11 protein-coding genes are annotated in these 12,792 nt (G+C 58.3%); 8 read left to right on the top strand and 3 right to left on the bottom strand.

The genetic code is table 11. From position 1 onward, the window contains the following. The first annotated feature begins 448 nt into the window (after positions 1–448). From SHM7688_RS17280 to SHM7688_RS17260, 5 genes are all read left to right on the top strand, one after another. The gene (locus SHM7688_RS17280) at positions 449–1,387 is read left to right on the top strand and encodes an aldo/keto reductase (protein ID WP_058241187.1); all 939 of its coding nucleotides are present in this window, start codon (positions 449–451) and stop codon (positions 1,385–1,387) included. Continuing rightward, positions 1,384–2,460, top strand: coding sequence for an NAD(P)/FAD-dependent oxidoreductase (locus tag SHM7688_RS17275; RefSeq protein ID WP_058241186.1), 1,077 nt, complete (start codon positions 1,384–1,386; stop codon positions 2,458–2,460). Before SHM7688_RS17280 ends, SHM7688_RS17275 begins: the two co-directional genes overlap by 4 nt. Next, the gene (locus SHM7688_RS17270) at positions 2,460–3,116 is read left to right on the top strand and encodes a DUF938 domain-containing protein (RefSeq protein ID WP_058241185.1); all 657 of its coding nucleotides are present in this window, start codon (positions 2,460–2,462) and stop codon (positions 3,114–3,116) included. Before SHM7688_RS17275 ends, SHM7688_RS17270 begins: the two co-directional genes overlap by 1 nt. A 102-nt stretch (positions 3,117–3,218) precedes the next feature. Continuing rightward, the gene (locus tag SHM7688_RS17265) at positions 3,219–3,557 is read left to right on the top strand and encodes a carboxymuconolactone decarboxylase family protein (protein ID WP_058241184.1); all 339 of its coding nucleotides are present in this window, start codon (positions 3,219–3,221) and stop codon (positions 3,555–3,557) included. 60 nt (positions 3,558–3,617) lie between these two features. Next, entirely contained in the window at positions 3,618–4,016 is a 399-nt protein-coding gene (locus SHM7688_RS17260) for an EF-hand domain-containing protein (RefSeq protein ID WP_058241183.1), read from the top strand. A 76-nt stretch (positions 4,017–4,092) separates the two neighbouring features. Here SHM7688_RS17260 and SHM7688_RS17255 read toward each other — a convergent pair whose 3' ends face one another. After that, positions 4,093–6,600: a GcvT family protein gene (locus tag SHM7688_RS17255; protein ID WP_058241182.1), complete on the bottom strand. Its 2,508-nt coding sequence runs from the start codon at positions 6,598–6,600 to the stop codon at positions 4,093–4,095. A 181-nt stretch (positions 6,601–6,781) separates the two neighbouring features. Here SHM7688_RS17255 and panC point away from each other — a divergent pair, with 181 nt between their 5' ends. The 3 genes from panC (at position 6,782) to SHM7688_RS17240 (ending at position 9,360) form a co-directional block, all read left to right on the top strand. Then, positions 6,782–7,627 (top strand): pantoate--beta-alanine ligase, encoded by an 846-nt coding sequence (gene panC / locus SHM7688_RS17250; protein WP_058241181.1) that lies wholly within the window; start codon positions 6,782–6,784, stop codon positions 7,625–7,627. Then, complete coding sequence (panB, locus tag SHM7688_RS17245) at positions 7,624–8,433, top strand: 3-methyl-2-oxobutanoate hydroxymethyltransferase (RefSeq protein ID WP_058241180.1); 810 nt, start codon at positions 7,624–7,626, stop codon at positions 8,431–8,433. Before panC ends, panB begins: the two co-directional genes overlap by 4 nt. A 90-nt stretch (positions 8,434–8,523) precedes the next feature. After that, entirely contained in the window at positions 8,524–9,360 is an 837-nt protein-coding gene (locus SHM7688_RS17240) for a hypothetical protein (protein WP_058241179.1), read from the top strand. 140 nt (positions 9,361–9,500) lie between these two features. Here SHM7688_RS17240 and SHM7688_RS17235 read toward each other — a convergent pair whose 3' ends face one another. Continuing rightward, positions 9,501–10,898 (bottom strand): FAD-binding oxidoreductase, encoded by a 1,398-nt coding sequence (locus SHM7688_RS17235; protein ID WP_058241178.1) that lies wholly within the window; start codon positions 10,896–10,898, stop codon positions 9,501–9,503. Positions 10,899–10,966: 68 nt separating this feature from the next. Beyond that, positions 10,967–12,748 (bottom strand): gamma-glutamyltransferase, encoded by a 1,782-nt coding sequence (gene ggt / locus SHM7688_RS17230; protein ID WP_058241177.1) that lies wholly within the window; start codon positions 12,746–12,748, stop codon positions 10,967–10,969. Positions 12,749–12,792: the final 44 nt, after the last annotated feature.

Genomic DNA, 12,792 nt, shown 5'->3' with positions numbered 1-12,792 from the left:
TGTTCGTCCGAAAATCTGCGTTTCATTGTCCATCCTTTGCTTGGACGGATTACTAACATCTCAATGGCCCGATTTCAGGGGGCTGGGTCACACTTGAAACCGCATGGATCAATGGCACCTTCGGTTACTTCGGCCTTGCGCCCCGTCATCTGGAATTGCTCTGCGGGGCCACCGGCTCTGCGCCGCGTCGCGACGCTTTGCTTACCCGATGTTATGATCTGGGCTTTACGCTGCCTGCGCCCCATGACCGCGCTTCTGAAACATCCGGTGAGAACGGTTAACGCCGGATCAGCGGCATCGGGCGGCGCAGAAATCCACCGACGCGATACGGCTGTAATACCGACGCAATACAGACACGCCAATTTGCACCGGTCAAACCTTAACAAGCCCCGTTGCGGGCCCAACTTCGGGGCTTTTCTCCGACCGCGCTGCATGGCAACGTCGCTCCATGTCACAGACCCTTACCAGCCCAGACGGCACGCCGATCAGCCGCTTTTCCTTTGGCACCATGCAATTTGGCAAGGCCGCCTCAGAGCGCGACAGCGCGGAAATGTATGCCGCATGCCGCGCCGCTGGCATCAACCACTTCGACACGGCCTATGTGTATACCTCTGGGAAGTCAGAAGAAATTCTCGGCTCCCTGATCAAACAGGAGCGCGCATCCTTGGTGATCGCCACCAAGGTGGGCTACACCGGAGGCGCAGGCACCGCCAATCTAGCCGCGCAATTTGATATCTCCCGCAAACGCCTTCAGATGGATCATGTGGATATCCTCTACCTGCACCGCTTTGATCCGGACACCCCTCTGGAAGAGACTTTGAGCTTCTTCGCGCAACAGAAATCTCTGAATAACATCAGCTACATAGGAGTCTCAAACTTCGCCGCATGGCAAGTGGTCAAAGCCGCATGGGCCGCAGAAAAACACGGCGCGCGTATTGATGTTTTTCAACCGATGTACAATCTGGTGAAGCGGCAGGCCGAGGTCGAAATCCTGCCCATGTGCGCCGATCTCGGCATTCTTGCCGCCACCTATTCGCCCCTCGGTGGCGGGCTCCTGACCGGCAAATACAAACAGGGGCAAGGCAAAGGCCGCCTGACCTCTGATCCCTACTACACCGCGCGTTATAACGTTGATTGGATGCATGCAGCAGCCGCGCAACTCCCTGACATTGCAGAGGAATACCAAACGCACCCCGCTACACTCGCCGCCGCATGGGCCGCCCGCCACCCCACAGGCCCCAGTCCCATTCTGTCGGCACGCACTCTGAAACAGCTCCAACCTTCCTTGGATGCCCTCTCCTTTCAGATGGACGACACCCTCTATCAACGCCTCACCGCCCTCACCCCTGCGCCACCTCCGGCGACCGATAGATTGGATGAAGCATGATAGATTTCCTCATCATTGGCGGCGGCATCGCAGGGCTTTCCGCCGCTGCACGTTTGGCACCCCTCGGAAAAACCCTTGTTTTAGAACGGGAAACCGCTCTGGGCTATCACGCCTCCGGCCGCTCCGCCGCGATGTTTGAGCCAAACTACGGCCTGCCGAGCACCATCGCCCTGAGCCGCGCCAGCGCCGCATTCTTTGCCACAACCGATGGCGGCTTTCTTTCTCCCCGCGGCGTGATGTTTCTTGCCAAATCAGAAGACCGTGATGCCTTTTCTGCGGCTTGCGACAACTTTGAAGCCATCCCCCTTCCGCTCGATGAGGCGCACCAACGCGTGCCAATCATCAACCGCACAGTTGCCGCCTATGCCGCCCTGCATCAAGAGGCCTCAGACATCGACACAGACCGCTTTCTGCAATGGTGTGCCAGAACCTGCCGCGCGCATGGCGGCGATGTGCTCACAAATCAAGATGTCACTGAAATCACACGTATATCTTCCGGCTGGCAGGTACAGACACCCACCGCCATATATGAGACAAAACTCCTCCTGAACGCCGGCGGTGCCTGGGCCGATCACATCGCCACCCGCGCGGGCATCGCCCCGCTCGGCATCACGCCAATGCGGCGCTCCATGGCCCGCATCCCGGCCCCCGGCGGATATGACCTGCACGATTGGCCGATGCTGCTGGATGTGCATGAACACTGGTACGCCAAACCAGACGCAGGCAGCCTGATCATCTCACCTGCTGAAGAGGACCCAATGGCCCCCTTTGATGCCTGGCCCGACGACATGGTTCTCGCGGAAGGTATTGCAAGATATCAGAAATTTGTCACCGAAGAGGTCACCCATTTAGAGGCCAGCTGGGCCGGGCTGCGCAGCTTTACACCCGATCGCAACCTCGCCCTTGGTCCCGACAGGCAAGACCCCACTTTTGTCTGGGTGGCCGGACAGGGCGGTTACGGGTTTCAATCCGCCCCTGCCGCCGCACAATTGATCGCCGATCTGATTTCAGGCCAGCCATCCGAGCTGGATGCCGCCACCCGCCAAGCGCTTGACCCAAGGAGGTTTTCATAATGCCCCGTCGCCTCAACCTGCCAGACAGCGCCTCTGTCGCCACCCCCGATACAGCCGGAAAACTCTTTGCGCCCTCCGCTGCGCGCAATGTCACCCCGCTCATCGACGCCTTGGCACCTCTGCTGCCAGCCTCCGGCCAAGTCGTTGAAATCGCGAGTGGAACAGGTCAGCACATCGTGGCCTACGCCAAGGCTTTCCCCGCTCTGATCTGGCAACCCACAGAAATCGACGCCAGTCGCCGCGCCAGCATCCAAGCCTATGTCGGTGAGACAAACCTTGCCAATTTGCGACCACCTCAAGCCCTCGATGCAACGGCGCCCGGCTGGTCACAGGATGTCAGCGCGCCGGATGTCATCCTACTCGCCAACCTGCTGCACCTGATCAGTTCGAAAGAAGCAGAGGTTTTGATCTCCGAAGCGGCCAAAGCGCTCTCCTCCGGCGGGCACCTTCTGATGTATGGCCCCTTCAAACGGAACGGCCAACTGGTCAGCGAAGGAGATCAGCGCTTTGATGCAGACCTGCGCAACCAGGATCCTGAGATTGGCTATAAATCAGACGTAGACCTTGCCGATTTTGCCGCAACACGGGCCCTTCTCCTAGCGCAAACCATCGAAATGCCTGCCAACAACCTACTGATAAAGTTCACAAAATCATAGCGCCGATAAATATCCCGCCCAAACGCAAACCTTGTTTGATCTCCGTCAAAATAACATTCAATTATTCGCATATGGTGTCGCCAAACTTCTATGGAGCGACACATGAGCTGGACCGAAAAACTCAACGACACACGCGGTCAATTGCGTGGATTGAACAAGACGATCCCCGACACCGCCAAAGCCTTTGGAGCCTTGGGAAAAACCGTGAAGGAGGGGGGCGTTCTCGACTTCAAAACCAAAGAGTTTGTCGCGCTTGGCATGGCCATCGTCAGCCGCTGTGAACCCTGTATCTCGCTGCATTGCGATGCGCTGGTCAAAGCGGGCGCAACACGGGAAGAGGTGTCTGACGTGCTCGCCATGGCGATTCAGATGGGGGGCGGGCCCGCCATGATGTACGCGGGCAAGGCGCTGGAATGCTTTGATGAGCTTTCCGCGGGCTGACAGCGGGCCGCGCACAACCTATGATGCCTGTAACAACAGTTTCAGCAGAATGGAAATCCCATGCGTAACCTCTTGATTGGCAGTGCCTTTGTTTCTTTTTCTCTGCTCGCAGCTCCGACTTTGGCCGCAGCAGACGATTGGGACATGGACGCAGATGGCACCATCACATGGGCCGAAGTGGAAGAAACCCGCAAACGCATCTTTGAAACCTTCGACAAAGATGGTGATGGCGCGCTGGACAACGCGGAATACACTGCCTTTGACGAGGCCCGTGCAGCAGAAGCGGAATCCAACCCCACCTCACTGGCAAAACGCGCGGTGGCCGGGCTCTCTCGCGCCAACACCGATCTCAATCTGGATGGCCGCGTCACCCGTGCAGAAATGGACACAGCCATGCGCGCCTGGTTTGACAACATCGACAAAGACGGCGACGGCGTGATCACCAAAGGCGAATACTAACGATCCCTTTGCACGAAACAGAAAAAAAGAACGCCCCGCAAATCTGCGGGGCGTTCTTTTTTTGATGTGAGAACCCTTAGCCGTTCTGACGAATGGTCTCGTTCTTTGGATCATATGGGCTGTCGCAGGTCACAACTGCATCCCAGAGCTTGTCCTGAATTTTGACCTGCAGCTTGGTGCCTTCCACCGCCAGCTCAGGCTTCACATAGCCCATGCCAATGGATTTCTCGAAGGCCACCGAGTAGCCGCCGGAGGTCAAACGCCCAACGCGCTCACCTTCTGGCGTATAAAGCGCCTCACGGCCCCATGGGTCCGCATCATCCGGGCCATCAATCAGCAACGTGCAGCATTTCACACGTACACCGGTTTCCAGCATCGCTTCCTTGCCGTGGAACTCTTTCTCCAGGTCAATAAAGCGTGGCAGATCCGCCTCCGCCGGGGTCGCATCCCGGCCCAGCTCGGTGCCAAACGCACGGTAGGATTTCTCCTGACGCAGCCAGTTTTGCGCACGCGCGCCAACCAGCTTCATGTCAAACTCCGCACCGGCCTCAACCAGCAGATCCCAGAGGTAGTTCTGCATCTCAATCGGGTGGTGCAGCTCCCAGCCGAGCTCACCAGTGTAAGCCACACGGATCGCATTCACAGGGCACATGCCCAGTTCGATCTGCTTGGCCGACAGCCATGGGAACCGCTTGTTGGACAGCGCGGTGTCCTTGTCGGCGTCGCTGATAACCTTCTTGAGCACATCGCGGGACTTCGGACCAGCGATGGCAAAGACGCCCCACTGGGTGGTGACATCCTGGATCTCGATGTAGCCGAACTCTTCCATTTTGTCTTCGGCGGCCTTGCGCAGGAAGTCGGCGTCATACTCGGTCCATGCACCGGCAGAAACGAGGTAATAGTTGTTCTCGCCATTGCGCACGATGGTGTATTCGGTGCGCGTGGTGCCCGCAGATGTCAGAGCATAAGTCAGGTTGATACGGCCAACCTTTGGCAGCTTGTTACAGGTGAACCAATCCAGGAACTGGGTGGCACCGGGGCCTTTGACAACGTGTTTGGTAAAGGCGGTTGCGTCGATCAGACCCACACCGTTGCGGATCGCCTTGGCTTCTTCGACAGCATACTGCCACCAGCCACCACGGCGGAACGAGCGGTTTTCCTCATCAAAGTTCGATGGCGCATCCACCGGACCGTAGTAGTTTGGACGCTCCCAACCGTTGACCCAACCAAATTGCGCGCCTTTTTCTTTCTGGCGATCAAACGCTGGCGAGGTGCGCAGCGGACGACAGGCTGGACGCTCTTCGTCAGGGTGGTGCAGGATGTAGACGTGCTCGTAGCACTCTTCGTTCTTGCGCGCGGCAAACTCGGTGGTCATCCAGTTCGACGAGTAGCGCTTCGGGTCAAGGCTCGCCATGTCAATCTCGGCTTCGCCGTCTACCATCATCTGTGCCAGATAGTAGCCGGTGCCACCTGCGGCGGTGATCCCGAAGGAGAAGCCCTCAGCCAGCCACATGTTGCGCAGACCCGGTGCCGGACCCACCAGCGGGTTGCCGTCAGGAGTGTAGCAGATCGGACCATTGAAGTCGTCTTTCAGACCGGATTCCGCACAGGATGGCACGCGCTCAGCCATCGCCATATACTGTTCCGCGATCCGGTCCAGATCCAGCGGGAACAGATCCGCACGGAAGCTGTCAGGCACACCATGCTCAAACTGCGCAGGCGCGCCGCGCTCATAGATGCCAAGGATCCAGCCGCCGCGCTCTTCACGGGCATAGGATTCATTGTCTGCATCGCGGACAACAGGGTGCTCTGGGTTGCCCGCTTCACGCCATTTCACCAGCTCCGGATCTTTGTCCATCACGATGAAAGTGTGCTCCACCGGGATCGCAGGCATCTTGATGCCCAGCATCTTCGCGGTGCGCTGTGCGTGGTTTCCGGATGCAGTCACAACATGCTCTGCGGTGATCACAACCTGCTCTTCAGACGGCACAAGGTTGCCACCTTTTTCCACCATCACAGTACAGGTGACTTCCCAGTGCGTGCCGTTCCAGTGGAAGTCATCCGCCTGCATCTTGCGCACGATTTCCACGCCGCGCTGACGCGCGCCTTTGGCCATCGCCTGGGTCACGTCCGCCGGGTTAATATAGCCGTCCTCAGTGTGGTAGATCGCGCCTTTCAGATCACCGGTTTCAATCAGCGGCCAGCGCTCTTTGATCTGCTCAGGCGTCAGCCACTCATAGGCCACATCACAGGTCTCTGCAGTGGAGGCATAGAGCATATATTCGTCCATACGCTCTTGCGTCTGCGCCATACGCAGGTTGCCCACAACGGCAAAGCCCGCATTCAGGCCGGTTTCTTCTTCGAGCTGCTTGTAGAAGTCCACAGAGTATTTGTGGATGTGGGTGGTCGCATAGGACATGTTGAACAGCGGCAACAAACCTGCGGCGTGCCAAGTTGACCCCGATGTCAGCTCATCGCGTTCGATCAGCATCACATCATCCCAACCGGCCTTGGCGAGGTGATAGGCAATAGAGGTCCCGACGGCACCGCCGCCTACAACCAGAGCTTTGACATTCGTTTTCATACGACAGACGACTCCCACAGAAGCATGAATTTTTCGCCAGACTGTACCTTATTACACAACAAACGCACGGCCCAGCCGACGCTTAAATGCGCGAATGCGACGCCACGTTGCCGCAAAAACCCTTGCTGCATCGCAGCGGCCTCGTTACACCGCTCCCCACCTTTTAAGGAGACAGAGCAGAATGCTGATCTGCCGCTCAGTTTCAGAGTGCCGCGATGCGGTCGCCGCCCTGCGAAAACAGGGGAAAACCATCGGCATGGTGCCCACCATGGGTTTTCTACATGCGGGCCACATGAGCCTGATAGAAACCGCGCAATCCCAAGCAGAGGCTGTGGTTGTATCGATTTTCGTCAACCCGACACAATTTGGCGAGTCTGCCGATCTGGATGCCTACCCCCGCAATGAAAGTGGCGATCTCGCCATGCTCCGGGAGGCGGGCGTGGGTGTGGTCTTCCTGCCGGAGGTGGACACGATGTATCCCCCCGGCGACGAAACCATTGTGGAAACCACCCATCTTGCAAATGTGTTGCATGGCGCTGTACGCCCCGGCCACTTCCGCGGAGTGACAACCGTGGTGGCGCGGCTCTTTAATATCGTGCAGCCAGACACCGCGGTCTTTGGCGAAAAAGACTACCAACAGCTTCAGGTGATCAAACGTATGGTCGCCGATCTGCACATGCCAGTCACCATCATCGGCGCCCCGACCGTGCGCGAGACTGACGGGCTGGCCATGTCGTCGCGCAACGTGCGCCTCTCAGCCGAAGACCGCGCCGCTGCCCTCGTGCTATCGCGCGCGCTTGATGCCGCGCAAGCCAGCACCGCAACGGGCACAACCGTGGCAACCCTGTCCAAAATCATCACAGACACCATCGCAGCCGAACCGCGCGCCAGCCTGAAAGGGCTGGACATCGTCGCCGCCGAAAGTCTCACTGTGATTGACGGGCCGCTCACCGGCCCAACTGCCATCATGATCTCCGTCGCCTTTGGCGACATTCTTCTGATTGACCAAAGAGTGGTGACACCATGAGCACGCAAACTCCCATCCGCCGAACCACCGTTCCGCAGATTGCCGCCCGCAAGGGCGGTGAGCCAATTGTCTCGCTGACCTCTTATCACGCGCACACCGCCGCCATAGTGGACAAATACGCAGACTTTATTCTGGTCGGCGACAGCCTCGGCATGGTGATGCACGGCATGGAAAGCACCGTGGGTGTGCCGCTGGATCTGATGATCATGCATGGCAAAGCCGTGGTGCGCGGCACGCAAAAGGCACTGATCGTGGTGGACATGCCCTTTGGCACCTATGAAGAAAGCCCCTCAATCGCCTTCCGCAACGCCGCCAAGATCATGAAAGAAACCGGCTGCGGCGCGGTAAAGCTGGAGGGCGGCAAACGCATGGCCGAAACCATCCGCTTCCTGACCGAGCGCGGCATCCCGGTGATGGCCCATATCGGCCTCACCCCACAATCCAGCCATGTGATGGGCGGCTTCAAAACCCAGGGCCGCGATGAAGACACATGGGCGATCCACGAAGAAGACGCCCGCGCCGTGGCCGAGGCAGGGGCCTTCTCCCTCGTACTTGAGGGTATGGTGGAGCCTCTGGCCGCCAAGATCACCAAACAGATCCCCATCCCCACCATCGGCATTGGGGCCTCTGCCGATTGTGACGGCCAGATCCTCGTGCTCGAAGACATGCTGGGTCTGAACGAATGGACGCCAAAATTCGTGAAAGTCTACGGCGACCTCGGCCCCGCCATCGAACGCGCCGTTGGCCAATATGCCGAAGAAGTCAAAGACCGCAGCTTCCCGGGGGAGGATGAGGTATATCGGTGAGATCTGACAGGGCGCAATTGAACCATCTATAAACCACGCTGTTCAAAGGCGGATTTGCGGACATAACAACATTTCACTGCAACTGCGCCAATGGCCGCTTCGCTTGCGGCGATCAGTGAATATGACCATATCGAATCCAAAGGTTCTGTGGATCAGTCACGTGCTATGAAACTCATATCGTTTTTGATTTTTGCCGTATTCGTTTCGGCCACTATCGCCTCTGCTCACTCTCCTTACTTTGGTCAACGCGAAAAGGTCGAGCTGCCAGAATTCGGAGAGGTCGAATTTGCCATTTTGTTCGGTGATGGCATAATCTTTGCTGATCCCTCGCAAGTCATCGTCTTTGATAGCGAGGGGCACTTATTGGCAGCCACCCCTCTATCGGACGCACTCATCATAAGGTGTAACAGTTCACACAATGCTCAATCATGCAGTGTCTATGACGTAGTACGAGGTTTGGTGTATAAACCCGATTTTGATCACTGGGGTCGTAGGCGAACCATTGTGGAAAATGGCAGGCCTTCTGGCGATGCCTATCCCGAATACATCAACATATCTTATGGCTTTATTGAGCGCCGCGCCACATTCGCAGATAAGCTTTCATTTGAGGTTGCGGGTATCGCGCACGCTCCTGGCTCAACTCTTTTTGCTATTTTTTGGTGGTGTTTGGCTTTGGCTCCGATGGCGCGTTTGTTCTGGTGTTGGCGGGCCAATGATTGGAAAATCAAGCCAGTGCAGTTCTCTGGAGTACTTAAAGTTTTATTGAGTGTTACTACTTTTCTGGGAATGACATGCCTCGCAGTTTTTTCTCTACTCTATGTTCCCTACTCAATCTTGTTCTTCGTGTTTGTTTTCACATTAGGTGGCATGCTGGCGTTTGTGATCACTCGGCCATGGGGCAAGCGGGCGGCAAACCAAAGCCCATAAAAATCCTTGGCTGCTTTGTTTGGTTAGGCCACCTTCGGTTTTGCAGAAATTTGGCTAGACGCCGTCTAGCAGACATTCGCCGCGTTGCGGTATCGTAGAAGTTTGGGCGCAAAACCACCAAACAACCCTGCCCAATCCCCTCACAAAATCTTCCCCGGATTCATGATCCCATCCGGGTCAATCGCCGCCTTCACCGCCGCCATCACATCGACAGCCCCGCCAAGCTCTTTGCGCAGATAAGGCTTCTTGCCCTGCCCGATGCCATGCTCACCGGTGCAGGTGCCGCCCATGGAAATTGCCAGATCATTAAGCCAGCTGACAAAGCCTTCCGCCTTGGCGACCTCCTCTGCATTCTCCATATCAATCAGCGGCAGCGTGTGGAAATTGCCATCTCCCACATGGCCCACAACTGGGGCCAGCAGACCCAGTTCCGCCGCCTTTTCAGAGGCCGCCGCCACACATTCTGCCAGCCGTGAAATCGGCACACAGACATCCGTGGACACGCCTTTTGCACCGGGGCGCAGCTGCAATGACGCCCAATACATATCATGGCGCGCCTGCCAGAGCTTGGTGCGGTCCTCGGGCTTGGTGGTCCAGACAAAGCCCGTGCCGCCGGCGTCTTCGGCAATGGCACCAAACACCTCTGCCTGCTCCGCCACACCACTTTCTGAGCCGTGAAACTCCAGCAGAAGGAGCGGTGTCTCCGGCAGATCAAGTTTGGAATAGGCATTGGCCGCCTTCACACTCATCGCGTCCAGAAGCTCAATCCGCGCCACGGGAATACCGTATTGAATGGTCGCCATCACCGCCTGACAGGCCGCATCCACACTCGCAAACGAGCAGCGCGCCGAAGACATCGCCTCGGGAATACCCTGCAATTTCAACGTGATCTCTGTGATGATGCCCAATGTGCCTTCCGCACCGATCATCAACCGGGTCAGATCATAGCCCGCGCTGGATTTCTTGGCCCGGCTGGCGGTGCGGATCACTTCGCCAGACGGCAGCACCACCTCCAGAGCCAGAACATTGTCTTTCATCGTGCCATAGCGCACCGCATTGGTGCCACTCGCCCGCGTCGAGGCCATGCCGCCAAGTGAGGCATTGGCCCCCGGATCAATCGGAAAGAACAGCCCCTGATCCCGCAGATGCAGGTTCAGCTGCTCGCGGGTCACCCCCGGCTGCACCACACAATCCAGATCCTGATCATGCACCGCAAGGATCTTGTTCATCTCGCTCATGTCGATGCAAACGCCCCCGACGGGGGCATTCACATGGCCTTCCAGCGACGTGCCGGTGCCATAGGCAATCACAGGTACCTTATGGGTGGCGCAGATCTTGACGATGGCCGCCACCTCTTCTGTCGATTTGGCAAAAATCACCGCATCGGGGGCCTGCGTGGGGATCCATGTGGTGGTGTGCCCGTGCTGAGCGCGCACAGCCTGCCCGGTGTGACAGGCCTCGCCAAACTGTTGCTCCAACACGCCCAGCACTGCGGCAATCCCATCCTCATTGCGCACCATATCCAATGCATCCCCCATGGTCTTCCCTCTCATCCCTATGCTCCTCCCAGTCGGGTAAAACCCTTGGGTTGAGAGGTCAAGCGTCGCTATTCCCCATAAGCGAGACCTTCGCGGCGCTTATCCGCGCCCCCCTGCAACGCGGTGCCCAGAGAAATCGCGTGCAGGCCGGAGTTGAGGTCGCGCTCATTCATCTCAAACCCCATCTCCGACAATGGCCCCGCCAGCGCCACCGCCCCTGTGCCGCTCTCCACATCATAGGTGCCAAAGCGGTTCACCAGATGCGGCAGATCAATCGCCGCCTGCACGTCCAGACCCCAATCCAGATGGGCAATGATGGTCTTGGCCACATAGCCAATGATCCGGCTGCCGCCCGGGCTGCCAATCACCAAGCTTGGCACCCCATCCTTGAGCACAATCGTCGGTGCCATCGAAGAACGCGGCCGCTTGCCCGGCTCCACCCGATTGGCCACCGGCACGCCATCATTGTGTGAGCGGAACGAGAAATCTGTCAGCTCATTGTTGAGCAGAAATCCCCGCGCCATCACGCGGCTGCCAAAGCCATTCTCAATCGTGGTCGTCATCGACAAAGCATTGCCATAGCTGTCCACAATCGAGATATGAGAGGTGGACGGCTGTGCAAAGCTCTGCCCGTCGCCCCAAAGCAGTGCATGATCAAACTCCGGCGTGCCCGGAGCCACGCTTTCCAACGCCTTCTCACCAGACAGCAGCTTGGCCCGCTGCGCCAGATACTCTGGCGCAATCAAACCCTCGGTCGGCACCGGCACAAAATCACTGTCCGCCATGTAGCGCCCCCGATCCGCAAAGGCCAAACGTGAGGCATCCCCAATCAGACGCCAGACCTCGGCACTTTCCGGCCCCATGCCTGCCAGATCATAGGGCGCAACCAAGCCAAGGATCTGACCAACGGTCAGCCCGCCCGAAGAAGGCGGCCCCATGCCGCACACATCATGGTCGCGATATTCCACACAAACCGCATCGCGCTCCTGCACCTGATAGAACGCCATATCCACATTGGTCAGCACACCGGGATTGTCCGCATTGCGCACCGTGGCCACAATATCGGTGGCAATCTCACCGGTATAAAACGGATCCGCGCCATACTCTGCCATCAGGCGCAGGCTTTCTGCATACTCCGGGTTCTGCAACACACTGCCTTCCGCCAATGGCGCACCACCGGGCAGGAAATAGGCCGCTGTTGCGGGATGGCTTGAAAGCCGCTCTGCATCCTTGGCCACAGCGCCCGCAAGCCGGGGGGAAACCGCAAAACCGGTCTCCGCATGGCCAATCGCCGCGTCAAGCAAACCGGGCCAGGCGCTGCGCCCCCAGCGCCGATGCGCCTCCTCAAGCAGCATAGGCGTACCCGGCACACCCACAGACCGCCCTCCGACGACCGCATCAAAGAATTTCATGCGCGCGCCATTGTCATCCAGAAACAGTTTGGGCGTCGCCGCCAAAGGGGCTTTTTCACGCCCATCCAATGTGGTCACCGCGCCGCTCTCGGCATCATACCAGACCAGAAAAGCCCCGCCACCAAGGCCCGAGCTCTGCGGCTCCACCAGCCCCAGCACCGTCTGCACCGCAACCATGGCATCCGCCGCCGTGCCCCCGGCCCGCAACACATCCGCACCGGCGTCAACGGCCAAAGGATGCGCCGCCGCCACCATCCAACGCTCCGCCTGCGTGGGTGTTCCAGCGTCTTTGGAGGCCTGCGCCGCCTTCAGCCTGTCTGGCACAAATCCGCCCAACTCAGAGCCGACCTCTGGTGCGACCGAATCCGCCGCGTCCTGCGCCAAAGCGCCGGTGGCCAACAGACAGGCCAGCGAAACACATGAAAAGAAACGATTCATCTCAAAACTCCCCTCGCAAAAATGCCGGAGGGCCCGCGCCCACC

Source organism: Shimia marina (assembly GCF_001458175.1).
Lineage (GTDB): Bacteria > Pseudomonadota > Alphaproteobacteria > Rhodobacterales > Rhodobacteraceae > Shimia > Shimia marina.
The sequence above is the reverse complement of the archived record's forward strand: the minus strand, read 5'-3'. Positions and strand labels throughout refer to the sequence as shown.

Excerpts from the sequence above, each read along its gene's own strand:
- SHM7688_RS17280 (WP_058241187.1), top strand. The coding sequence starts at position 449 with ATGTCACAGACCCTTACCAGCCCAGACGGCACGCCGATCAGCCGCTTT.
- SHM7688_RS17265 (WP_058241184.1), top strand. The coding sequence starts at position 3,219 with ATGAGCTGGACCGAAAAACTCAACGACACACGCGGTCAATTGCGTGGA.
- SHM7688_RS17275 (WP_058241186.1), top strand. The coding sequence starts at position 1,384 with ATGATAGATTTCCTCATCATTGGCGGCGGCATCGCAGGGCTTTCCGCC.
- SHM7688_RS17235 (WP_058241178.1), bottom strand. The coding sequence starts at position 10,898 with ATGGGGGATGCATTGGATATGGTGCGCAATGAGGATGGGATTGCCGCA.
- SHM7688_RS17270 (WP_058241185.1), top strand. The coding sequence starts at position 2,460 with ATGCCCCGTCGCCTCAACCTGCCAGACAGCGCCTCTGTCGCCACCCCC.
- ggt (WP_058241177.1), bottom strand. The coding sequence starts at position 12,748 with ATGAATCGTTTCTTTTCATGTGTTTCGCTGGCCTGTCTGTTGGCCACC.
- SHM7688_RS17260 (WP_058241183.1), top strand. The coding sequence starts at position 3,618 with ATGCGTAACCTCTTGATTGGCAGTGCCTTTGTTTCTTTTTCTCTGCTC.
- panC (WP_058241181.1), top strand. The coding sequence starts at position 6,782 with ATGCTGATCTGCCGCTCAGTTTCAGAGTGCCGCGATGCGGTCGCCGCC.
- SHM7688_RS17240 (WP_058241179.1), top strand. The coding sequence starts at position 8,524 with ATGGCCGCTTCGCTTGCGGCGATCAGTGAATATGACCATATCGAATCC.
- SHM7688_RS17255 (WP_058241182.1), bottom strand. The coding sequence starts at position 6,600 with ATGAAAACGAATGTCAAAGCTCTGGTTGTAGGCGGCGGTGCCGTCGGG.
- panB (WP_058241180.1), top strand. The coding sequence starts at position 7,624 with ATGAGCACGCAAACTCCCATCCGCCGAACCACCGTTCCGCAGATTGCC.